Origin of the sequence: Variovorax robiniae (assembly GCF_037889955.1) — a bacterium.
Taxonomy (GTDB): Bacteria; Pseudomonadota; Gammaproteobacteria; order Burkholderiales; family Burkholderiaceae_C; genus Variovorax; species Variovorax robiniae.
The window spans coordinates 26,447-47,484 of the sequence record NZ_JBBKZS010000027.1; the positions used below are offsets into that span (position 1 = coordinate 26,447).

Sequence of the window (21,038 nt, forward strand, 5' to 3'; positions counted from 1 at the left end):
ACGAGGCAAGATCCCATGCTGCTGACCCCCGACCAGGAAGCCATCCGCGACGCTGTGCGCGACTTCGCACAAGCCGAACTCTGGCCGCACGCGCCCACCTGGGACCGCGACCACAGCTTCCCGAAGGAAGTCCACAAAGGCCTGGCAGCGCTCGGCGCCTACGGCATCTGCGTGCCCGAGGAAGATGGCGGCGCCGGCCTCGACTACCTCACGCTGGCGCTCGTGCTGGAGGAGATCGCGGCCGGTGACGGCGGCACCAGCACGGCGATCAGCGTCACCAACTGCCCGGTCAATGCCATCCTCATGCGGTACGGCAATGCGCAGCAGAAGAAGAAATGGCTGCATCCCCTGGCGCAGGGCCAGATGCTCGGCGCCTTCTGCCTGACCGAGCCGCAAGCCGGCAGCGATGCCTCGTCGCTGCGCACCACGGCCAAGCGCGACGGCGACGGCTACGTGATCGATGGGGTCAAGCAGTTCATCACGAGCGGCAAGAACGGCCAGGTGGCCATCGTCATCGCCATGACCGACAAGGCCGCCGGCAAGAAGGGCATGAGCGCCTTCATCGTGCCGACCGATGCGCCCGGCTACAACGTCGCGCGGCTGGAGGACAAGCTCGGCCAGCACAGCAGCGACACGGCGCAGATCAACTTCGACGGCTGCCGCATCCCGGCGGAGAACCTGGTCGGCCAGGAAGGCGAGGGCTACAAGATAGCGCTGGGCGCGCTGGAAGGCGGGCGCATCGGCATTGCTGCGCAAAGCGTGGGCATGGCCCGCAGCGCCTTCGAAGTGGCAGTGGCCTATGCCAAGGAGCGGCAGGCCTTTGGCGGCGCCATCTTCGACCAGCAGGCCGTGGGCTTTCGCTTGGCCGAATGCGCGACGCAGCTCGAAGCGGCCCGGCAACTGATCTGGCACGCGGCCAGCCTGCGCGATGCCGGCCGCCCTTGCCTGAAGGAGGCCGCCATGGCCAAGCTGTTCGCCAGCGAGATGGCCGAGAAGGTGTGCAGCGCCGCGATCCAGACGCTCGGCGGCTATGGCTACGTCAATGACTTCCCGCTGGAGCGGATCTACCGCGACGTGCGCGTGTGCCAGATCTATGAGGGCACGTCGGATATCCAGAAGCTGCTGATCCAGCGCGCGATGGCTTGATACGACTTCGCCTTCAATCGCACAACTGCGTTGGATCGCCTTGCCGTGCTACAGCACTGTCTGCGGCGCTCCGCCTTGTTCTGCAATTGAATGCAAAGCCGTATGCAGCGGCCGTACGCCGTCAGCCAGTGACTGGCGTGCAGAGTTCGACCAGCACCCCATCCGGACAGCGGACGTAAGAAACCACTTGTCCCCAGGGCTTTTGCGTGGGCGCCGCCATCTCCTGGGCGCCCGCAGCGAGCGCCTTGGCATGGGCAGCAGGAACGTCGGACGTGACCAAGGCGACCTCGAACCCCAGCGGCTGCGCGGAACGGTGCGCTTCCACGTGGCCGCCGGTGAAGTTGGTGTCGCCCAATTCGTGCGCGGCAAATGCCAGTGCCGTCGCGCCGGTCTCGAGTTCGCCGTAGGTGCCTGATTCATGCAGTAAGCGGCGGGACAAGCCGAAGGCGCGCTCGAAGAAGTGCAGCGAGGCCGCGACATCGGGCACGTAGACGATGGTGTAGCCGAACTTCATAGAGTGGCCTTCCTTTCGGGGGCGGTCAGTGGCGTGGGCGCCGGTCCGTAGTCCTCGTCCAGCATCCGTTCGAAACGGGTCGGCCGGCCCTCCGTCGGTCGAGGCGCGATCTCAATGCCGTCCAAGCCTGCCGCGACCAGCGCGGCGCGCAACTGCGCGAGGCTGTCGACCAACGGGTTGCCGGTAGGACCTGCCTTCCCGGCCGATCGCACGATGTTCCGATCCATGATGACTCCCCTGCAACGGACATGATAGGCATCTAGGGGAGCCATGCCAAAGAAGGTGGCGATCACGCCAGAATCAATTCCTTTTCCTGACACGATCGATCCCCATGGCCGACCTCCCATGCCCTTGCGGCCGCACCGACGCACGCGCGCGGCCATTGACCTACGCTCAGTGCTGCGGCCGCTACCTCGACGACTTCGGCGCCACGCCCGCGCCGGATGCCGAATCCTTGATGCGCTCGCGCTACACGGCCTTCGTGCGCCAGCGGGCCGACTACCTGCTGGCGACGTGGCATGAAAGCAAGCGCCCGTCGCGGGTGAGCTTCGACGCGGGCGTGCGCTGGCTCGGGCTGGAGGTGCGGGCGCGGCGCCTGGTCGATGAGACGCATGCGGAGGTCGAATTCGTGGCGCGGCAGCGCGACGCCACGGGCCGTGCGAGCCGGCTGGTGGAGCGCAGCCGCTTCGTGCGCGAAGACGGCCGCTGGTTCTACGTCGATGGCGACCATGGCTGATGCGCCCTCGACAGCATTGCGCTACGACCGGTCGATGTCGCGGTACCAGTAGGTCCGGCGCTTCTTCACCTTGATCGGGATGACTGGCTTCTGCGCTCCAAGGCCGGAGCGCGAATCGGCGCCGGAGCCGCCGCCGCCGCCGATGAGGAAGGGCAGCTTCCGGGGCTTGCCATCGACGTCGACCGTGACGATGCCGTAGACCGGCGACGGCAGCAGGCCGCCACCGTCGAAGACCACCTTCTTCGACGTGCCGCTCATGAAGTTCACCGCGTAGCTGCGTGCCTTGCCCAGATTGGCCTGGCAACTGTTGGCGGACGGCGCGGTCGGCTGGTTGGTCCCGAAATAGACGGTGCCGCCGACGGTGGTAGGCGCGTTCACCGCCTTCTCTCCCTTGCTGGAAACGCCGTTGGCGTCGAGTCCGAGCAGGGTGACGTAGAAGCCTTTCCGGCTGCCGTCATAGTCCGTCGCCGTCGCGTCGAAGAAGTCGGGCGACGCCGCGTTGGCGGTGCTGCTCGAATCGTCGCGCACGACGGCGGTCCCCGCCGCGACGCTCATGCCGACGTTGGTGTCCTTGAGCATGTAGAACCGGTTCACGATGTCATTGGCCTGGTGCGTGACCAAGGGGTGCTCGCGATCGCCCGTGCTGGCGACGATCACGTCGTAAGCCTTGGTGATGACGATGTCGGGGCCGAAGAACATCTTGCGCCGGGTCGCGCCGCTGCCGCCCAGCGCGGCCAGTTGCGTGACGGCCCAGGTCGGCTTCGAATAGTCGGGCACGGGGTCGCCGCCCTTGGGCTGGAAGTCGATGCGCCAGATGTTGCCGCCCACGTCGGCGGCGTAGGCACGGTCGATGTAGCCGTCGAAATCGCGATCGACCAGGGTCACGTCGGCCGGGATCGGGAAGTCCATGCCCGCGGTCTTCAGGCAGGTCGCGCCGGTGACGACGGCGCAGGTGCCATTGGCCGACACGGTCTGCCACAGCAGTGCGCCGGTGACGGCATCCAGTACGAACACGCCCCGGCCCATGGTCGCCGCGGAGGGTGGTTCGTCGTCTTCGGCCAGGTCGTAGCCGGCGCCGAAGATCAGCACCGGGTTCGTGTGGCCCTTGATGCGCGCCACCTTGGGCTGGGACCAGGTCTGGCCCAGTTCGCCGAAGCCGAGGTCCGTGCTGGTGTGCTTCCACATGAACCTCGGATTGGCGGGGTCGCTCACGTCCAGCGCATAGAGCAGCCGGCCACCGCGCCGCGCCGTCAGGAAGATGTAGGCCTTGTTGGTCGCCGCGTTCTGGTAGACGCTGGTGGGGCCGTCGAAGAAGTAGCTCTTGCCGCTGGTCTTCTCGCCCAGCGTGAGTTGCGTGCTGTTCGCATACAGTTTCTTGAGGCCCGCATAGAACTCGGGCGCCACGAAGCCCCACAACTCGCCGCCCGGCGGCACGCTGGCGGGGTTTCCCTTCGCATCCGTCACGGCGATCGCGCAGGTGCTGGAAACGGTGCACGAGCCGCGCGGCTTGGTGGCGTCGGTGGTGTTGTTGGGCTGGTTGCCGTTGATGGCGCGAAACACGCCGTCGTTCGAACCGTAGAAGGCCACCACGCCCGTCGTGCCGCCGTAGTTGATGACGACGGGGCGCGAGTGGAGCACGTCGCCGTGTATCGACCCGCGTACCGTGATGCTTGCGTCCGGCGGCGCGCTCGACTCCGCGCCGGCAGCGCCGTCGGCCTTCTGTGCGGCGGTGTCCTCTCCGCGTACCCAGTTGATGAAATTGGCGCTGGCGGTCGCCTGCGCCGTGGTGTAGCCGAGGTCCGTGGCCAGCGAGGTGTTGGCCGTGCCGAACTTCACGCTGCTCAGGGTCGCGCCCGTCGTGCAGGGTGTGGTTGTGCCGCAGGTGAAGAGATTGCGCGAGGTGGTGGCACTCGTGCCGGTATAGCTGTCGGCGAGGTATTTCAGGCGAATCTGCTGACCCACGCCCCCCTTCTCGACGACTTGTCCGTCGGGCCCGTCGAAGCCGTCCCTGCCGCCCTGCGCGGCCACGGCCGCCGACCAGAAGCCGCCCTTGGAGTCGGGCAGCGTCGCGGTGTTCTTCGCGGTCCAGAAGCTCACGGCGGTGGGTGCGACGAAACCGGTGCCCGCGGCGCTCAGCGCGCGGTTGGCATTCGTGTGTCCTGCGTAGGGCCCCCACGATGCGTCGGCAAGAAAGAGCTCTGGCGATTGCGGGTCGCTCGTGTCCACGCCGAACTGGTATTGCTTCAGGTTGCCGGTCCAGCGCGGATTGCCGCTGGCGTCGGGCCGGAACATGCCGATGTACACCTGGTTGAGGTAGGTGCCTTGCGCGTTGGTGCTGACGGGAAGCACGGGGGCCGCGAACACGCTGTTGACGGCCTGCACTTCGCTGAACACGTCGCCGATCGCACGGGCCAGGGCGTCGAGGTCGCCGAGCTGCACCATGAAGTACTTGCCGCCGCCCTGGTTGGCCATGCTGACCATGTGCTGCTCGTAGTCGGGGTTGCTGCCGTCCGTGAGCACGATGGTGTAGGTCGTGATGCCTGGGTAGGTGGTGGCCAGGTTGGGCGAAGCGCCCGTGTACATGAACTTGGCCCACTCGTCGGCGTAGTCGCTGCTGTACTTGCCCGAGGCCGCCTTGTTCGGCGAGATCGGCGACTTCCAGCCGGGCAGGGGCACCTGCGTCGGCGAGCCCGACAGCGCCGCGGCGGTCTGTAGCGCTCCGCCCGCACGGTTCCCGCTGTCCTGGGGTTTCTGGTTATTGGTGGCCAGCGTGATGTAGAGGACGAAGTTCTTCGCGCACATCTGCGCCGAGTTCGTGCCGGGGTAGGTGGTGCCGGACAGGCCGGTCTTGCCGTTGTAGAACGCCCAGGTTTCCTGCATCGCCTGGGCGATGGCGTTGTTGTTGCCCTTGTCGGCGGCAAGGCTCAGTGCCTTGATGCGCGTCAGCATCTTGTCGACACCCTTGCCGTCGCTGCCGGTGCCGTCCATGAGCAGCAGGGAGCCGGGCGCCGGCGAAGCCTTGGGCAGCACGAAGGTGCCGCCGTCCGTCGGCCCGGGCGGAAAGTACATCAGGCCCAGGTTGATGTTCCCGTTGAGCGCCTTGCTGCTGCCGATCGACGACACGGCGTTGTACAGCCCGCATTGCTCGAACCCGAAGTTCTTGCCGGGGTCGTTCACCGTCAACGTGGGGCAGGTGAAGCTGGAACTGGCGCTGGCCGCGGCCGCGTTGTCCAGGATGATCACCAGGTTCGGCGCCGAGCCGCCCCCGCTGGCCTGGTAGATGTCGATGTCCTCGGCCCGGACATTGGCGCTCGCCAGCGCCAGTGCCGCGAACGTGGTCCAGATTGCAGTCTTGCGCGTCATTCGTCGTGTCTCTCGGTTCGCTGCGGCCATCAGCAGGCGGCATCGAGCGCCACGCGCAGCGCGATGCCCTGGTGCGTGGTGGTGGTGGTCGTGGCAACGCCGGGTGCGGTCGCGGTGGCGTTGACGTCCCAGTTGGAGTTGGAGCACATCGAATTGCCGTTCGGACCCGCGCCCTCGATACCCGTGTTCTGCGCCGCGCCGCTGGCATAGCAGGGCACGTCGTCGGCATTGGAGGCGTCGAGCTCGCTCAGCTTGATCGGCTTGACGCTGGTGCATTCCGGCGCGGCCACGCTCACCACATAGGTGGATGCGGCTTGCCCGCCGTCGTTGATGTCCACGCTCACGGACGTGGCAGTGGGCAGCTTGGTGAAGTCGGTGCTGATGACGGTCTCGATGCCTTCCTGCGCCGCCGCCTGCGCCTCCTTCTGGATCTGCATGTTGCCGACGATCCGGGTGTTGACGTTGGTCGCCTTGATCGACGAGACGACCACCAGCGTGAGGATGACGAGGAAGATCATGGCGATCATCAACGTGGCGCCGCGTTGGGACTTGCGGCTGGGCCGGGGCAGGTTCGGGTTCTTCATGGCTGCTCGCGCTGTCCGGAGCCGTTGTAGAGGCGCACCGTGGTGCTGTAGACGTGACGCTTGAATGCGTCTGCGAATGGACCGACCTGGCCGCTTGCCAGGCCCATGTCGTACTTGCTGCCGTCCGACCAGCCGGCGCTCTTGTCGACGTTGCGTGCCAGCAGGTGGATCCGCACGGCCATGACGCTGGTCCAATTGGCGGTGGCATCGGTCCAGACGTGCGGTGGCGTGGTCGCCGGGCAGGCGGCGGTCTCGGTGGCGGGCGGCGCGCTCGGATTGCTGGTGTAGCAATCAGGGGCGCCGTCGCCGTCCATGTCGATGCCGTAGTCGTATTGCAGGTTCTCGATGCCCTCCGACAGCGGCGTGATCGCGATCGCGCCATTGACGAGTTCCGCCACCTTGAGCGTGGGCGTGGTGTCGCTGCCGCACTCGTTGCAGCTGCTCAGGAAGTAGATCCTGTGCACCACCTTGCGCAGCGGCGAGACCGCGCTGCAGTCCTTGTTCAGGAGCGGGAAGGACGCGGAGCCCGCCGCCACGCCGAAGGGCAGGATGTCGGTGGCGCAGTTGGACAACTGCATGTAGGTCTCCGTCGCAACCTTGGCGCTGGCCAGGATCGGCTTGGTGTGGATGCGCGAGACCACCAGGATTGCCGTGTTCGGAACGACGTGGTCGATGCAGCCCGGAACGGCCGTCGCCGCATACACCGGCAACGGCACCGTCGAGATGCCGGGGCTGGTCTTGGGCACGTACCCCATGTCGGCCACCGCCGCCGGGCAAATGGCGGGAAGGACGCCGGTGTACTCGGTCGTGGCGGCAATGCCGAAGTAGCCGGCGTTCTGCAGGTCCCCGGCCAGCACGTGGATGGCATGGCGTCCGCTCTCGATCTGGCGGGCCGACTTGTCGAGTTCGCTGCGATTGGTCACGTTGGACACGACCAGCGTGATGAGCCCGATGAGCAGGAACAGCCCGAGCGTGATCGCGACCAGCAGTTCGATGAGCGTAAAGCCGCGTATCGCCCGGCGCCGGGCGCGGCGCGCGGCGAAGGCCGGTGCGCTGATGTCGGTCACGAGAGCGCTCCGATCCGCACCTTGGTGGTCACGACGCGATGCAGGCGCTCGTCTCCGAAGGCGCCGTCGCCACATGGAAAGGCCGTGGCGCCGTCGGCCAGCTTGGGCGCGAAGGTCGGTTGCAGCCCTTGCCACGCCACCGCGACCATGTAGACGTTGGCGGCCGCATCGGATTGCAATACGCAGCCGACGGCGCCGATCATCGCGCCGCGCCTGGCGCCGGCCACCTGCTCGGACTGGCCCTTGAGCATGCCGTCCCAGGCGGCGAGGTCCGCCACGGCCTGGGCTTGCTGCAACGCGGTTCCGACAGCGCAGGTCGGCAGGCTGGTGCTGCCCGTCCCCACTTGCACGCCCGTGGCGTTGTTGGAGTAGCAGGACGCGACCTTGCGGTTGGCATTGAGCCGGTCGGCCATGTCCTGGAGCAGCAGCAACGCCTGCACACGCTGGTAGGACTCCATTTCCGCCAGGTTGGCGCGGCTGCTGACGCCGGCCAGGCCCAGCAGGCCGAACAGCAGGACCACGAGCGCGACCATGACTTCGATCATGGCGAAGCCGGAGAGTCGCGTGGGGATCTGTCGGCGAGCCTGGAGGGGAGGCATGGCTATGGTCAGCATGCCCCCGCCTTGCTGCTGGGCACCCCGCCGAGCCCGAGCGAAATGCAGCGTGGCGTCACGCCCGGCATCGTGGTCGCCGGCGCCACGGTGAATTGCGTGGCGGCCGTCGTCGAACGCCCGTCGCTCGCATAGGAAATCTTCGCGAGGCTGGCGGAGTCAGTGATTGACACGCCGCCCATGGACTGCTGGTTGAGCAGCGTCGTCACGCCGGCATCGGCGGCCACTGTCCAACCGCCGCTCCAACTGCCGGAGGTGCGGACCAGATCGACGCTCGCATTGCGCGTGATGGCTTCGCTGCGCGCCAGCGTCAGCGCCGTCATGAAGTCGAAGGAGGCGTTGCGTACGCGTTGCGACATGATGAATTGGCGAAACGAGGGCGCGGCGATGGTGGCGAGCAGGGCCACCATCGTGATTGTGAAGACGAGTTCGACCAGGGTGAAGCCGCGCACCGTCGCACTGGGCCGGCGTGGTTTGCGGGCTCCTACCAGCATGTGGACCCCGTCCCCGTGACCGTCTTCGTTCCCGCCTGGTTGAGGCCGAGCGTCCCGCACTCGCCGTCCCGGGCGAGTTGCGCGTTGATGGGCACCGCCGTGACCGTAAATCCAGGCGGTGGGCCCGCTACCGGTGCCGTGGTGATGGTGTAGTTGGCGGCGACGGTCGCAGGGACGGTCGTCGCCAGGTCGCTGAGCTGGGCGGCGTAGGCGCGCGCATCCAGCAGGTAACGCTGCTGCAGCCCGCTGACCTCCAGCATGTAGCCCTGGGCGGCAGCCCTGTTCGAGCGAACGATGTAGCGGGTGTAGGACGGGTAGGCAACCGCCGCGAGGATGGCGATGACGGCCACCGTGATCATCAGTTCGATCAGCGTGAAGCCGTGCGGGGGCGGGCGGGAATGACTTCGAACCAAGGGATGACTTCCTACAAAACTGTCGCTGGCAGCGTGCTAAGCGCTTTGTAAACAAATGTGATTTTGTCACATTCTGTATCTGTGTCATTTTGTAATCAGGCGATAGACTTCACGCCTGCGTCCCAAAAAGCGCCGTTTGGCGGATCGCGGACCCGCCTGCATGGAAAAAACGCTCGTCTGGACAGTTGCCGCTTGTGCGCGCGTGATGCGCCCCGTCGTCAGGCTGGCGCTCGCCATGGGGGTCAAGTACCCGCAACTCGAGGAACTCTTGCGCGACCTGATGCTGGACGAGGCCAGGCGAGCCTGGCTGAAGCGGGGCACCCGCAAGCCGAACATCAGCCAGTTGTCCGTCACGACCGGCCTCAATCGCAAGGCCGTGACGGCCAAGGTCCGGGACCTCGACGGTGCGCTTCCCCGCTCGGACGCCTCGCCCACCGCACGGGCCTTCACCACCTGGTTGCAAATGATTTCGCATGATGCCGGCCACCGCCGGCTGCCCATCGTTGCAGGTGGCGGCGGCTTCTCGTTCGAGGACCTGGCCCGTCTTGCAGGACGCGGCAACGTGCATCACAGGTCGATCCTGGAGGACTTCCTGCGCCTGAACATGGTGCGCGAGGACGAAGGCCACGTCGAACTCGTCGCCGAGGGCTTCGTGCCGTCCGAGGACCTGCAGACGATGCTTGCCTTCCTGGGCGACAACGTGCGCGACCACCTGCTGGCAGCCGTCCACAACACGCTCGGCGCCGAGCCACGCATGCTCGAGCGCGCCGTGTTCGCGAGCGGGGTGACGCGGGAAGATGGCGAGCTCATCGAGGCGTTCACCCGGACACGCTGGCAGGCCCTTCATCACGAGCTGACACGGGAGATGTCCCGCGCCGTGTTGAAGGCCCCCGGCGGCAGCAAGGGCCGCGTCCGGGTGGGGATCTATACCTATTTCGAAGACGATCCGGGCCTGCCTGCCGCCGTGCGCAACCTGGCGAGCGGATCCAGCCCGCCCGAGACAAAGTGATGATGAAAAGACTTCTACGCGGTGGATGGCTGGCGATGGCGCTGGCCCTGCTGCTTTCTTGCGGGGGCGGGGGCGGCGGTGGCGTCGGCGTCGCCGGTAGCGGCGGCGGATCGTCTTATGGCGTCGTGGCCGGGGGCGGCGATTTCGCGAAGGGGGGATCCGGCGATGGCGCGGGCGGCGCCACGCCGGGGGCGGGCGATGGGACGGCGAGCGGCGCCGGCGACGGCTCGACCAGCACGGCGTCGAACGGCGACGGGTCCGGCGTGGGATCGGGTGGCACCGGGGTTACTTCCGCGAGCGCCGTCGGCGTCGGCAGCGTGGACGGCTTTGGCAGTGTCATCGTCAACGGCTTGCGCTATGACGTCGAGGGGGCCGCGATCTCCGTCGAGGATGCGCCCGGGCTCGAGATCGGCATGACGGCGCGCGTGGTCGGCGCCGTCGACGCGGGCTTTGCCACGGGCGTGGCGAAGGAAATCAGTTCCGCTGCCGAACTCCGTGGACCGGTGACGTCGGTGGACGAATCGGCTGGAACCCTTCTCGTGATGGGCACCACGGTCAGTACCGACAGCAGCACGGTCTGGGCCGGCAGCCTGACATTCCCAGGCATGGCCGCGGGAACGGTCTTGCAGGTCTGGGGCCTGCCCGCATCACCCGGCGTGCTGCGCGCCACCCGCATAGCGCAGGTCGGCGAACCCGCGGCACCAATCGTCACCGGCAGGGTGGAGCAACTCGACCGGGCCGCCCAGGTGTTCCGCCTTGGCGGGCTCCAGGTCGACTATCGGGCGGCCGCCGTCGCCATGGGCGGGAACGCGGCCACGCTCGCCAACGGCGCCATCGTGCGGGTACGCGCAAGCCAGGCACCCGTTCACGGGTTTCTCACTGCCAGCCTCGTGCAGTCCTGGTACGACCATGCGTCGCCCGCCGGTACCACGGCGTTGCTGGAAGGGGTGATCGACGACTACGCCGGTCCGGGCGCGTTCCGCGTTCTCGACACCACCGTCGACGCATCGGCGGCCAAGATCACCGGTGGTCCCGGCACCAGTGCATTGGGCAATGGGGTCAAGGTGATCGTGGGCGGGACCTTCGACAGCAGCGGGCGACTGGTCGCGACGACGCTCAAGATCCGCCATGTGCCGGGGACCGGCGGGCCGGCGGCGTTCATGCTGATCGGCACCGTGGCGAACTATGACTCGCCCGCCCGTTTCCGGGTGCGCGGGCAGCCGGTGGACGCCAGCGGCGCCGATGTCGTGTTCGAGAACGGGGCGGCGGCGGACTTGCGCAATGGCGTGAAAGTCACGGTGGCGGGGGCACGGGTGGTCGAGGGCGTGCTGATCGCCACGCAACTGCGCTTCGACTGACGCGCCCATCCGCGCTCGCCGCTGCAACGAGCGGGAAGTTCGGCCACGTCATGCCCGGCGTGGCTGAGGTGCTATCAATTCGGCAGCACGCCGCGGATTGTCTCCAGGGCGGAGACAGATTGTTTGCATCGAACGTATTTATCTGAAGGCGCGCGAGCGGCACACTCCATGGTTCCGGATGATCCAGGCGCGCGCTGCGCGCTTGCCGGACCACCCTCGCAGCAAACCTCGAAAGGCACGTCACGATGTTCTCCAAAGAAGGATCCTCGGGTTTTCCATTGCCGTCGGCCCTGGCCCTGGCCATGGCACTGTGCCTCGCCGGCTGGGCAGGCCTTGCGCAGGCGGAAGAATCGATCCGCGCGTTCTCGAACGCGACCGGCGAGCAGCCGCCTGCGCCCTGGCATTTCAGCGGCCTGCCGAACAAGGTGCCGACCAAATTCGAAGTGGTGCAACAGGGCAGCCAGCGCGTGCTCAAGGTGGACTCCGACAAGTCCTACGGAACGCTGGTGCATCGCACGCTGGTGCCGCTGCAACGTGATCCCACGCTGACCTGGCGCTGGCGCGTCGAGCAGTTCGTGCAGGGCACGGACCTCCATGCCAAGGCCGGCGACGACAGCGCGGCCAAGCTCTGCGTGTTCTTCAACCTGCCGTCGGACAAGCTGTCGATCTCGGACCGCACCCAGTTGAAGCTGGCGCGCGCGGTGAGCGGCGAGGATGTGCCCACCGAAACCCTCTGCTACGTCTGGGATGCCAAGGAGCCCAAGGGCAGCCTGTTCGTGAATGCCTTCACCAACCGCATGCAGATGCTGGTGCTGGAGTCCGGACCCACCACCGCGGCCGGCGGTTGGGTCGCGGAGAAGCGCAATGTGCTGGAGGACTGGCGGCGCGCCTTCGGCCGCGAGGCGGGCACGGTGGTGCCGGACGTGGTGGCGGTCGCGGTCGCGGCCGATTCGGACAACACGCAGGGTCACGGCCTGTCCTTCTTCTCCGACATCGACCTGCGCGCCAATGCTGCGCCCGAGCTCGTCGGCGCCAAGCCGGCGGCGGCGCCGGGCACGACCGAATAGCCGCGCACGAATCAACCCACGCCCGCCCATGAACGATCTCGTCGCACTCCTCGCCAGCCAGGGCGCCGCCGTGGTGTTCCTCGCCACGCTCGCGGCGCGCCTGGGTGCGCCGGTGCCGGCGGTGCCCTTCCTGATCGTGGCGGGCGGGTTGTCGGTGGGCGGCGGGGTCTCCTTCGCGGCGGTGACGGTGGCCGCGGTGATCGGCAACATCCTGGGCGACGGCGCCTGGTTCCTGGCCGGGCGGCGCTGGGGCTACCGGGTGATGCGGCTGCTGTGCCGGATTTCGCTGTCGGCGGACACCTGCGTCGCGCGCAGCGAGGCGATCCTCGGCCGCTGGGGCGGCATGTCGCTGATCGCCGCCAAGTTCGTGCCCGGCGTGTCGGTGGTGGCGCCGCCGATGGCGGGCGCGCTGGGCATGTCGAACACGCGCTTCCTGTCGTACGAGACGGTGGGGGCGCTGATCTGGACGCTGGGCTTCCTGGCGCTCGGTGCGGTATTCCATTCGGCCATCAAGGATGTGCTGGCGGTGCTGTCGCAGATCGGCGTCGCGGCGGCTGTGATTTGCGGGGCGCTGCTGGTGCTGTTCATGGCATGGCGCTACCGCCTGCGCCGGGCCGCGCTGGTCGCGGACGACATCGAGCACATCGCGGTCGATGCCCTGCGCGCGGCGCTGCTTGGCGCCGGTGCGCCGGCGGTCATCGATGTGCGCGGCGCCGCTGCCCGCGCGCTGGACACGCGGACCATTCCGGGCGCGGTCGGCATCGAACTCAAGCACCTGCCGCAACGCCTCGGCCCGCTGGCCGATGGGCGCGAGCTGGTGCTGTTCTGCGATTGCCCGGACGACGCCTCGGCGCTGGCCGGCGCACGGCTGCTGCTGGCCGCCGGTTTCCCGCGCGTGCGCGTGCTGGCAGGTGGGCTGGATGCATGGGTGGCGGCCGAGGCCATCGCCGCCTCGCCGAAGAACGAGCCGGTGCCGGCCTGAGGAGGCTCTGAACAACCAGCCCCGTGGCGGGCGCCGTTGTTAGCATCGCCGCATGCCCCAATTCCCCTTTGAAGCCGTGCTGTTCGACTGCGACGGCGTGCTGGTCGACTCCGAACCCATCACCAACACCGTGCTGCGCGGCATGCTGGAAGAACTCGGCTGGGCGCTCACGCTGGAGGAATGCATGCGCACCTTCGTCGGCAAGGCGGTGAAGGACGAGGCGGCGCTCATCCAGCAGAAGACCGGCGTTGCCATCACGCCCGAATGGCTCAAGGGCTTCCAGGCGCGTCGCAACGAGGCGCTCGATCGCGACCTGCTCGAAGTGCCCGGCGCGCCCGAAGCCGTGCGCTCGCTGCATGCGACGCTGCAGGGCCGCATCGCTTGTGCCTCCGGCGCCGACCGTGGCAAGGTGCGACTGCAACTGGACAAGGTCGGCCTGCTCGATGCGTTCGAGGGACGCATCTTCAGCGGGCACGAGACGCCGCGCAGCAAGCCCTTCCCCGACGTGTACCTGGCAGCGGCCGCGGCGCTGGGCATCGATCCGGCGCGCTGCGCGGTCATCGAAGACACGGTGACGGGCGCCGCCGCCGGCATTGCCGCTGGCGCCACGGTGTTCGGCTACAGCCCGGGCGGACTGAGCCACAGCAGTGCTGATGCGCTGCGCGCCACAGGCGCGAGCGAGGTGTTCGTCGACATGGCGCAGTTGCCGGCCTTGCTGGCGAACTGGCGCGGCGCTGCGCGAGTCGGCTGAAAACGGGGTGCTGCGGCGATGCGCGGCATCGTCGCGGAGGCAGCCGCAGGCCGAATCGGAACGGCCGTCCGCGCTCACGTCCTGACACATCTCCAAGCTGCGATCGGCGCGTTGCGGCAGCTTGCCGCCCCTAGAATCCGCCTCGCTCCGGGGTACACGCATCAGCGTGCTGAGATGGTCGTCAGGCGACCGAACCCGCGAACTTGAACCGGTTAGTACCGGCGGAAGAAGAGCTGCAGTTTGATTCGTTTCCGGTGGTCCGTCGTGGCCGCCGGGCTTGTCGGGCGATTGCGGAGCACCCTCATCAACCCAGGAGTGCCCCATGAATGCAGTCGACAAGTTTGCCTCGCTGCTCACGCTGACGCGCGAGCCTTTCCCCGCTTCCACCAAGTCCGCCATCGTCGGCAGCCGGCCCGACCTGCGCGTGCCCGTGCGCGATGTGGCGCTGACCAATGGCGAGTGCGTGTCGCTCTACGACACCTCGGGGCCGTACACCGATGCCTCGGTCGACATCGACGTGCGCCGCGGCCTGCCCGACGTGCGCGGCAAGTGGATCGCCGAGCGCGGCGACACCGAACGCTACGAAGGTCGCATCCGCGCCGCGCTGGACGACGGCGTGAAGCATGAAGAACGCATGTCCGACAAGGAAGGCGAGCGCATCGCGCAACTGCGCGCCGAAGCGTCGGCCTTGCAACGCACACCGCGCCGCGTACGCAGCGGCGCCAACGTCACGCAGATGCACTACGCGCGCCGCGGCATCGTCACGCCCGAGATGGAATACGTCGCGCTGCGCGAGAACGGCAAGCGCGAATGGATGGCGGAATACCTCGACAACGACGAACGCGCCAGGCGTGTGGCCGGCAACCCGATGGGCGCACGCATCCCGCAAATCATCACGCCGGAGTTCGTGCGCGACGAGGTGGCACGCGGCCGCGCGATCATCCCGGCCAACATCAACCACCCGGAAGTCGAGCCGATGGCGATCGGCCGCAACTTCCGCGTCAAGATTAACGCCAACATCGGCAACTCGGCCGTCACGTCGAGCATCGAGGAAGAGGTCGAGAAGCTGGTCTGGGCGATCCGCTGGGGCGCGGACAACGTGATGGACTTGTCCACCGGGAAGAACATCCACACCACGCGCGACTGGATCGTGCGCAATTCGCCGGTGCCCATCGGCACGGTGCCGATCTACCAGGCGCTGGAGAAGGTCGGTGGCGTGGCGGAAGACCTCACCTGGGCCATCTACCGCGACACGTTGATCGAGCAGGCGGAGCAGGGCGTCGACTACTTCACCATCCATGCGGGGCTGCGCCTGCCCTTCATCCACCTCACGGCCAACCGCATGACCGGCATCGTCTCGCGCGGCGGCTCGATCATGGCCAAGTGGTGCATCGCGCATCACAAGGAGAGCTTCCTCTACACGCACTTCGAGGACATCTGCGACATCATGAAGGCCTATGACGTGAGCTTCTCGCTCGGCGACGGGCTGCGTCCCGGCTCCGGTGCCGATGCCAACGACGAAGCGCAATTCGCCGAACTGCGCACGCTCGGCGAACTCACGCAGGTCGCATGGAAGCACGACGTGCAGACCATGATCGAAGGCCCGGGCCATGTGCCGATGCACTTGATCCAGGCCAACATGGACGAGCAGTTGAAGACCTGCCACGAGGCACCGTTCTACACGCTGGGCCCGCTGACCATCGACATCGCACCGGGCTACGACCACATCGCCAGTGCGATCGGCGCCGCGATGATCGGCTGGGCCGGCACCGCGATGCTCTGCTACGTGACGCCCAAGGAGCACCTCGGCCTGCCGGACCGCGACGACGTGAAGCAGGGGATCATCGCGTACAAGATCGCGGCGCATGCGGCCGACGTTGCCAAGGGTCACCCGGGTGCGCGCTCGCGCGACGATGCGCTCTCCAAGGCGCGCTTCGAGTTCCGCTGGCAGGACCAGTTCAACCTCGGCCTGGATCCGGACACGGCACGCGACTTCCATGACGAGACGCTGCCCAAGGATGCGAGCAAGACGGCGCACTTCTGCTCCATGTGCGGACCCAAGTTCTGCTCGATGAAGATAACGCAGGAAGTGCGCGAGTACGCGGCGGCAAAGGGCTTGGCGGAAGACGCAGCGCTCGTTGAAGGCATGCAAGGCAAGTCGGCCGAGTTCAAGGCCGGGGGCGGCGAGTTCTACATCCCGATCCGCAGCGAGACCTGAGCCCCAGCCCCGGTCCAGGCACGTAACCCGTGCTTGCCCGGGTTACCCGAGGACGATGGCAGCGCCTAGACTGAGCGCATGATCGTCCTTCACCATTGCACCAGCGCCCGTTCCTTCCGTCCCCTGTGGATGCTGGAAGAACTCGGCGCGCCCTACGAACTGCGCATGCTGCCCTTTCCGCCGCGCGTGTTCGCCAAGCCCTACCTCGACATCAACCCGCTCGGCACGATCCCCCTGCTGGAGGATGGTGACACGCGCATGACCGAGTCGGCCGCGATGTGCGAATACCTGCCCGTGCGCTGTGACCCGGAAAATCGCCTGGGCCTGCACGTGCGGCCCGATGAGCCCGCTTTCGGCGCCTGGCTCAACTACCTGCATCACGGCGAGGCCACGCTGACTTTTCCGCAGACCATCGTGCTGCGCTACGCCCGCTTCGAGACGCCCGAGCGCCGGCTGCCGCAGGCTGCGGAGGACTATGCCAAGTGGTTCCTCTCGCGCCTGCGCGGCATCGAGGCGGTGCTGTCTCACAACGAATACCTCTGCGCGGGGCGCTTCACCGGTGCGGACATCTCGGTGGGCTATTCGCTGATGCTGGCCCAGGTCATCGACCTCGGGCCGCGCCTGCCACCGGCGGTCGCGGCCTACTGGGATCGGTTGCAGCAGCGCGACGGCTTCAAGCGCGCGATGGCCGCGCAAGAGGCCGCGGCCATCGCGCAGGGCCTGTCCCCCAAAGCGGCTGCATGACGTGAGCGACACGCGCCCGCCAGCGATCGATACAGGCCTTGCGCCACTGGCGGAACTGGCGGCGCATGTCGGCGCGAAGTTGCGGGCGCGCGGCGAGACCGTGGCCGTGGCCGAGTCGTCCGCGGGCGGGCTGGTCTCGGCGGCGTTGCTGGCCATTCCGGGCGCGTCCGCTTATTTCCTCGGCGGCGCGGTGGTCTATTCGCGGCGGGCTGGCCGCAACCTGCTCGGCGTGACCAAGGAAGACATGGAAGGCATGCGGGCCGAGACAGAGCCCTACGCCACCTTCATCGCGGGCCGCATGCGCGACACGCTGCATGCCACCTGGGGCATCGCGGAGAGCGGCGCGGCCGGCCCCAGCGGCAGCCCCTACGGCGATGCGCCGGGCCATGTCTGCGTGGCGGTCGTCGGCGGCACGACGCGCGTGCGGACCATCGAGACGGGCGGCACGAACCGTCCCGCCAACATGGAAGTCTTCGCGCGCCAACTGCTGGCGCTGTTCGACGAGGTGTTGCAGGCCGCGTCCTGATCGGAAGCGCCCGGCGACCGACACCCGCAGCATGTTCTGCGGCCTTGGTCAGCTTCCATCAAGGCTCGGGGCCGTATGGTGCGCGGGCGAATGACAGGTCCGACGTCCCGGTCCTGACGCCGATCGAATGACCTCCACTGCCGCTCTCTCCTCGCGCGCCGAACCCACCACCCCGCAAAAGCTGACCGTGCTGACCTGCGCCCTGCTGTGCGTGGCAGGCCTGGTCTATGGCAGCAGCCTGCCGCCCTTCCTGCCGAGCGCCTTCCTGTCTGCGCTGGCCTGGAAGTACTCCGCCTTGCTCTCGATCCCGCTGGCCTATGTGCTGCTCGACAGCGAGCGGGGCAAGCGCGTGCCGGCCGGCCCGTACCTGGTGATCGTCCCGTTCGTCGTGTACTTCGCCGTGGCACAACTGGTGTTGTTCGTGCCCGACCTCATCGTCCACCTCAACAGCTATCCCGATGCCAGCGAGATCGTGGCGGTGGCGCAGGTGCGGGAAAGCAGCCCGACTTGCGGCCAGCGGGCGCGCGTCGAACTGGCGGACTATTCGCCGGTGACGGTCGACCTCTGCGTGCCGCAATCGCTGGCGCGCACCCTGATCTCCGGTGACAAGCTCCGGCTCGACGGCAAGGCGGGACTGGGCGGGTTGCTGGTGCTGAATACGCAGAAGCTGTAGCGCCGGTCAGATGGTTTCAGGCGTTGGCGTCCAAGGTCTCTTCGATCCATTCCCCGATGTCGGCGCCGGGGTCGGAAATCGGATGCAGCTTGTCGCTGCGGCAGAAGTAGGTCCAGCCTTCGAAGGCCACGTCGTAGTAGGTGCCGGGCAGGTAGCTCATGTCGGGCGCCTCGTAGGGCGCCGACACCACCCCGACGATGCGCCCCACCGCGCCCCGGGTGGCGGGACTGGCTTCGCAGCTGCTGTCGACGTAGCACAGCGTGCCGATACGGATGGTCATCGCGAATCCTCCTTGAAAGAAAGACGCTGAAGGCGACCATTGTGCGGCTGGCGGCACAGACGTGCGAGCCTGCGATGAAGTGACCGTTGACGGTCGACGGCCATGCGACCGCACCCGCGCAGGCCTATTCAGCCGCCCCCGCCGAGCGCCGCCGCAGCGCGCCCGGCGATTCGCCCGTCCATTCGCGGAAGGCGCGGGAAAAGCTCTTCTCGTTGCGAAAGCCCACGGCCAGCGCCACCTGCTTGATGGGCCGCGTGCTGCGCAGCAGTTGCTCGATGGCCTGGTCCCTGCGCACCTCGTCCTTCAGCGCCTGCAGCGACACACCTTCCTCGTGCAGTTGCCGATGCAGGGTGCGGGTGGAGATGTGGAGCAGGGTTGCCAGTGCTTCTGCATGGGCCGCTTCCGCGGGCCGGGAACGAATCAACTCGCGTACGCGCTGGCCGAGCAGGCGGTCGCGCCGGTACTGCAACACGGTGAGCGGCAGCGCGCGCTTGAGCATGGTGCGAAGCGCGCGTTCGTCGCGTTGCAGTGGCAGGGCCAGGTAGCGCGCATCGAAGCTGTAGCTGGCATGGGCCGCACCGAAGTGAAGGTCGCCACTGAACATCAGCGGGTAGGCATCGCGATGCGGCGGCGCCTCGAACGGAAAGCGCGCCTCGCGCAGCGTGATGCGCGAGTCGATGGCCCAGCAGGCATAGCCGTGCAGGAAGCGCAGGTTCGACACCAGGCAGAACTCGCGGAAGGCGCCGAGCTCGCGCTGCTCGGTGATCGTCACGGTGGCGATGCCGCCCGCCACCTGCAGGTCGAGCAGGATGTCGTCGGTCAGCAGGCGGTGGTGGCGGCACCAGCGCTTGATGGCCACGCCCAGGTCGGGCGAGCCCAGCGAGGCGCGGCACAGCATGCCGTAGGTGCCCCAGGGCAGCTTGCGCGAGAACCATCCGAGCGCCTCGTCGTCGAGCTCCTGCATGGCATGGGCATTCAGCGCCTCGAACTGCGCCGCCGTCACGCGCGCCTGCGGCCGGGCCAGCTCGCGCGGCGCAATCTGTGCCTGCCGAAGGGCTTCCGACGGGTCCATGCCGTAGCGCTGGTAGCCCAGGACGATCGCTCGCACGAAGGCCATCGGCGTGGCGGCACGGCCGGCGGGAAGGAGCTGCGAGGAGGACATGCGGCGTGGCGATTCAGGTGGCGCAATTTGCAACCATTGTGGCGCCAATTGCGACGGCGCAGGGCGTAAGCTGCGGTCTTGCCTGCGCCAATTCGCGGCGCGATTGACACCCCTGAGGAGACAAGACCCCATGCACGATCCCGGCCTGAACTTCGACCTGGGCGACACCATCGACTCGCTGCGCGATGCCATCCAGGACTTCGCCGCCAACGAGATCGCTCCGCGCGCCGCGGACATCGACCGCGACAACCTGTTCCCCAAGGACCTGTGGAAGAAGCTCGGCGACCTGGGCCTGCATGGCATGACGGTGAAGGAGGAATACGGCGGTACGGAACTGGGCTACCTCGCGCACATCGTGGCCATGGAAGAGGTGTCGCGTGCTTCGGCCTCGGTCGGCCTGTCGTATGGCGCGCACTCCAACCTGTGCGTGAACCAGATCCATCGCAACGGCACCGACGCGCAGAAGAAGAAGTACCTGCCCAAGCTGGTGAGCGGTGAACACGTGGGCGCGCTGGCGATGAGCGAGCCCAATGCCGGCTCCGACGTGGTGAGCATGAAGCTCAAGGCCGAGAAGAAGTCGGGCTACTTCGTGCTCAACGGCGGCAAGATGTGGATCACCAACGGCGGCGATGCCGACACGCTGGTCATCTATGCCAAGACCGAGCCCGAGATGGGCGCGCGCGGCATGACGGCCTTCATCGTCGAGAAGAACTTCAAGGGCTTCTCGGCCGGCACCAAGCTCGACAAGCTGGGCATGCGCGGCTCCAACACCTTTCCGCTGTTCTTCGACAACTGCGAGGTGCCGGAAGAGAACGTGCTCGGTGGCGAAGGCCAGGGCGCGAAGGTGCTGATGAGCGGCCTCGACTACGAGCGCGCCGTGCTCTCGGGCGGCCCGCTGGGCATCATGGCCGCGTGCATGGACGCGGTGCTGCCCTACATCCACGAACGCAAGCAGTTCGGCCAGAGCATCGGCGAGTTCCAGCTGATGCAGGGCAAGCTGGCCGACATGTATTCGACCTGGCAGGCCACGCGTGCCTATGTCTACGCGGTCGGCAAGGCCTGCGATCGCAATGACCATGCGCGAACCTTCCGCAAGGACGCCGCCGGCGCCATCCTCTACTCGGCAGAGAAGGCGACCTGGATGGCTGGCGAGGCGATCCAGACGCTGGGTGGCGTCGGCTACACCAAGGACTTCCCGGTGGAACGCCTGTGGCGCGACGCCAAGCTGTACGAGATCGGCGCGGGCACCAGCGAAGTGCGGCGCATGCTGATTGGGCGCGAGTTGTTTGCAGAGACGGCCTGAATGCGAATACGGACAGCCGAAGGCACTCTGCGTTCGG

Annotated in this window: 22 protein-coding genes and 1 riboswitch; of the genes, 12 read left to right on the forward strand and 10 right to left on the reverse strand. The window is 67.5% G+C overall.

The features are described from left to right. Positions 1–15: 15 nt before the first annotated feature. Positions 16–1,146 carry an acyl-CoA dehydrogenase family protein gene (locus tag WKW79_RS32580; RefSeq protein ID WP_340339383.1) on the forward strand — a complete coding sequence of 377 codons (1,131 nt, stop codon included), beginning with the start codon at positions 16–18 and terminating at the stop codon, positions 1,144–1,146. A gap of 121 nt (positions 1,147–1,267) precedes the next feature. On the opposite strand, the gene WKW79_RS32585 is transcribed toward WKW79_RS32580, so the two are convergent. Next, entirely contained in the window at positions 1,268–1,660 is a 393-nt protein-coding gene (locus tag WKW79_RS32585; protein ID WP_340339384.1) for a VOC family protein, read from the reverse strand. Then, positions 1,657–1,953, reverse strand: coding sequence for a hypothetical protein (locus WKW79_RS32590; RefSeq protein ID WP_340339385.1), 297 nt, complete (start codon positions 1,951–1,953; stop codon positions 1,657–1,659). The genes WKW79_RS32585 and WKW79_RS32590 overlap by 4 nt, the downstream gene beginning before the upstream one ends. 38 nt (positions 1,954–1,991) lie before the next feature. Here WKW79_RS32590 and WKW79_RS32595 point away from each other — a divergent pair, with 38 nt between their 5' ends. Further along, positions 1,992–2,396 carry a YchJ family protein gene (locus WKW79_RS32595; protein WP_340339386.1) on the forward strand — a complete coding sequence of 135 codons (405 nt, stop codon included), beginning with the start codon at positions 1,992–1,994 and terminating at the stop codon, positions 2,394–2,396. 21 nt (positions 2,397–2,417) lie between these two features. Here the strand turns inward: WKW79_RS32595 and WKW79_RS32600 are convergent, their stop codons facing one another. From WKW79_RS32600 to WKW79_RS32625, 6 genes are read right to left on the reverse strand one after another with little or no spacing between them, the layout of a single operon-like run. Further along, a complete protein-coding gene (locus tag WKW79_RS32600; protein WP_340339387.1) occupies positions 2,418–5,759 on the reverse strand; it encodes a pilus assembly protein in 3,342 nt (1,113 codons plus the stop codon). A gap of 29 nt (positions 5,760–5,788) precedes the next feature. Further along, a complete protein-coding gene (locus tag WKW79_RS32605) occupies positions 5,789–6,343 on the reverse strand; it encodes a pilus assembly PilX family protein (RefSeq protein ID WP_340339388.1) in 555 nt (184 codons plus the stop codon). Beyond that, on the reverse strand, positions 6,340–7,410 hold the full coding sequence (locus tag WKW79_RS32610) for a PilW family protein (protein ID WP_340339389.1): 1,071 nt from the start codon (positions 7,408–7,410) through the stop codon (positions 6,340–6,342). Before WKW79_RS32610 ends, WKW79_RS32605 begins: the two co-directional genes overlap by 4 nt. Further along, complete coding sequence (gene pilV / locus WKW79_RS32615) at positions 7,407–8,024, reverse strand: type IV pilus modification protein PilV (RefSeq protein WP_340339390.1); 618 nt, start codon at positions 8,022–8,024, stop codon at positions 7,407–7,409. The genes WKW79_RS32610 and pilV overlap by 4 nt, the downstream gene beginning before the upstream one ends. Beyond that, positions 8,018–8,515: a GspH/FimT family pseudopilin gene (locus WKW79_RS32620; RefSeq protein WP_340339391.1), complete on the reverse strand. Its 498-nt coding sequence runs from the start codon at positions 8,513–8,515 to the stop codon at positions 8,018–8,020. The genes pilV and WKW79_RS32620 overlap by 7 nt, the downstream gene beginning before the upstream one ends. Further along, positions 8,506–8,928, reverse strand: coding sequence for a type IV pilin protein (locus WKW79_RS32625; RefSeq protein WP_422824001.1), 423 nt, complete (start codon positions 8,926–8,928; stop codon positions 8,506–8,508). The genes WKW79_RS32620 and WKW79_RS32625 overlap by 10 nt, the downstream gene beginning before the upstream one ends. Positions 8,929–9,088: 160 nt before the next feature. On the opposite strand from WKW79_RS32625, the gene WKW79_RS32630 reads away from it, so the two are divergent. The 9 genes from WKW79_RS32630 to WKW79_RS32670 all read left to right on the forward strand — a co-directional run bounded on the left by WKW79_RS32630 (position 9,089) and on the right by WKW79_RS32670 (position 18,256). Beyond that, complete coding sequence (locus tag WKW79_RS32630) at positions 9,089–9,937, forward strand: DUF6502 family protein (RefSeq protein ID WP_340339392.1); 849 nt, start codon at positions 9,089–9,091, stop codon at positions 9,935–9,937. Continuing rightward, positions 9,937–11,295: a DUF5666 domain-containing protein gene (locus tag WKW79_RS32635; protein WP_340339393.1), complete on the forward strand. Its 1,359-nt coding sequence runs from the start codon at positions 9,937–9,939 to the stop codon at positions 11,293–11,295. Before WKW79_RS32630 ends, WKW79_RS32635 begins: the two co-directional genes overlap by 1 nt. A gap of 245 nt (positions 11,296–11,540) precedes the next feature. Next, the gene (locus WKW79_RS32640) at positions 11,541–12,362 is read left to right on the forward strand and encodes a DUF3047 domain-containing protein (protein WP_340339394.1); all 822 of its coding nucleotides are present in this window, start codon (positions 11,541–11,543) and stop codon (positions 12,360–12,362) included. A gap of 28 nt (positions 12,363–12,390) precedes the next feature. Beyond that, positions 12,391–13,344, forward strand: coding sequence for a rhodanese-like domain-containing protein (locus tag WKW79_RS32645; RefSeq protein ID WP_340339395.1), 954 nt, complete (start codon positions 12,391–12,393; stop codon positions 13,342–13,344). A 52-nt stretch (positions 13,345–13,396) separates the two neighbouring features. Beyond that, entirely contained in the window at positions 13,397–14,095 is a 699-nt protein-coding gene (locus WKW79_RS32650) for an HAD family hydrolase (protein WP_340339396.1), read from the forward strand. Between the two features lie 138 nt (positions 14,096–14,233). Beyond that, positions 14,234–14,342, forward strand: a riboswitch (TPP riboswitch). Positions 14,343–14,417: 75 nt separating this feature from the next. After that, entirely contained in the window at positions 14,418–16,313 is a 1,896-nt protein-coding gene (gene thiC / locus WKW79_RS32655; RefSeq protein WP_340339397.1) for a phosphomethylpyrimidine synthase ThiC, read from the forward strand. A 78-nt stretch (positions 16,314–16,391) separates the two neighbouring features. Further along, positions 16,392–17,057 (forward strand): glutathione S-transferase family protein, encoded by a 666-nt coding sequence (locus WKW79_RS32660; RefSeq protein ID WP_340339398.1) that lies wholly within the window; start codon positions 16,392–16,394, stop codon positions 17,055–17,057. 1 nt (position 17,058) lies between these two features. Further along, the gene (locus WKW79_RS32665; protein ID WP_340339399.1) at positions 17,059–17,583 is read left to right on the forward strand and encodes a CinA family protein; all 525 of its coding nucleotides are present in this window, start codon (positions 17,059–17,061) and stop codon (positions 17,581–17,583) included. Positions 17,584–17,710: 127 nt separating this feature from the next. Beyond that, positions 17,711–18,256: a hypothetical protein gene (locus WKW79_RS32670; RefSeq protein ID WP_340339400.1), complete on the forward strand. Its 546-nt coding sequence runs from the start codon at positions 17,711–17,713 to the stop codon at positions 18,254–18,256. A gap of 16 nt (positions 18,257–18,272) precedes the next feature. Here WKW79_RS32670 and WKW79_RS32675 read toward each other — a convergent pair whose 3' ends face one another. Both WKW79_RS32675 and WKW79_RS32680 read right to left on the reverse strand, forming a co-directional pair. Beyond that, entirely contained in the window at positions 18,273–18,536 is a 264-nt protein-coding gene (locus tag WKW79_RS32675) for a hypothetical protein (protein ID WP_340339401.1), read from the reverse strand. A gap of 124 nt (positions 18,537–18,660) precedes the next feature. Beyond that, on the reverse strand, positions 18,661–19,698 hold the full coding sequence (locus tag WKW79_RS32680; RefSeq protein WP_340339402.1) for an AraC family transcriptional regulator: 1,038 nt from the start codon (positions 19,696–19,698) through the stop codon (positions 18,661–18,663). Positions 19,699–19,828: 130 nt separating this feature from the next. Between WKW79_RS32680 and WKW79_RS32685 the strand changes: the two genes are divergently transcribed. Next, on the forward strand, positions 19,829–21,001 hold the full coding sequence (locus WKW79_RS32685) for an isovaleryl-CoA dehydrogenase (RefSeq protein ID WP_340339403.1): 1,173 nt from the start codon (positions 19,829–19,831) through the stop codon (positions 20,999–21,001). The last annotated feature ends 37 nt before the right edge of the window (positions 21,002–21,038 follow it).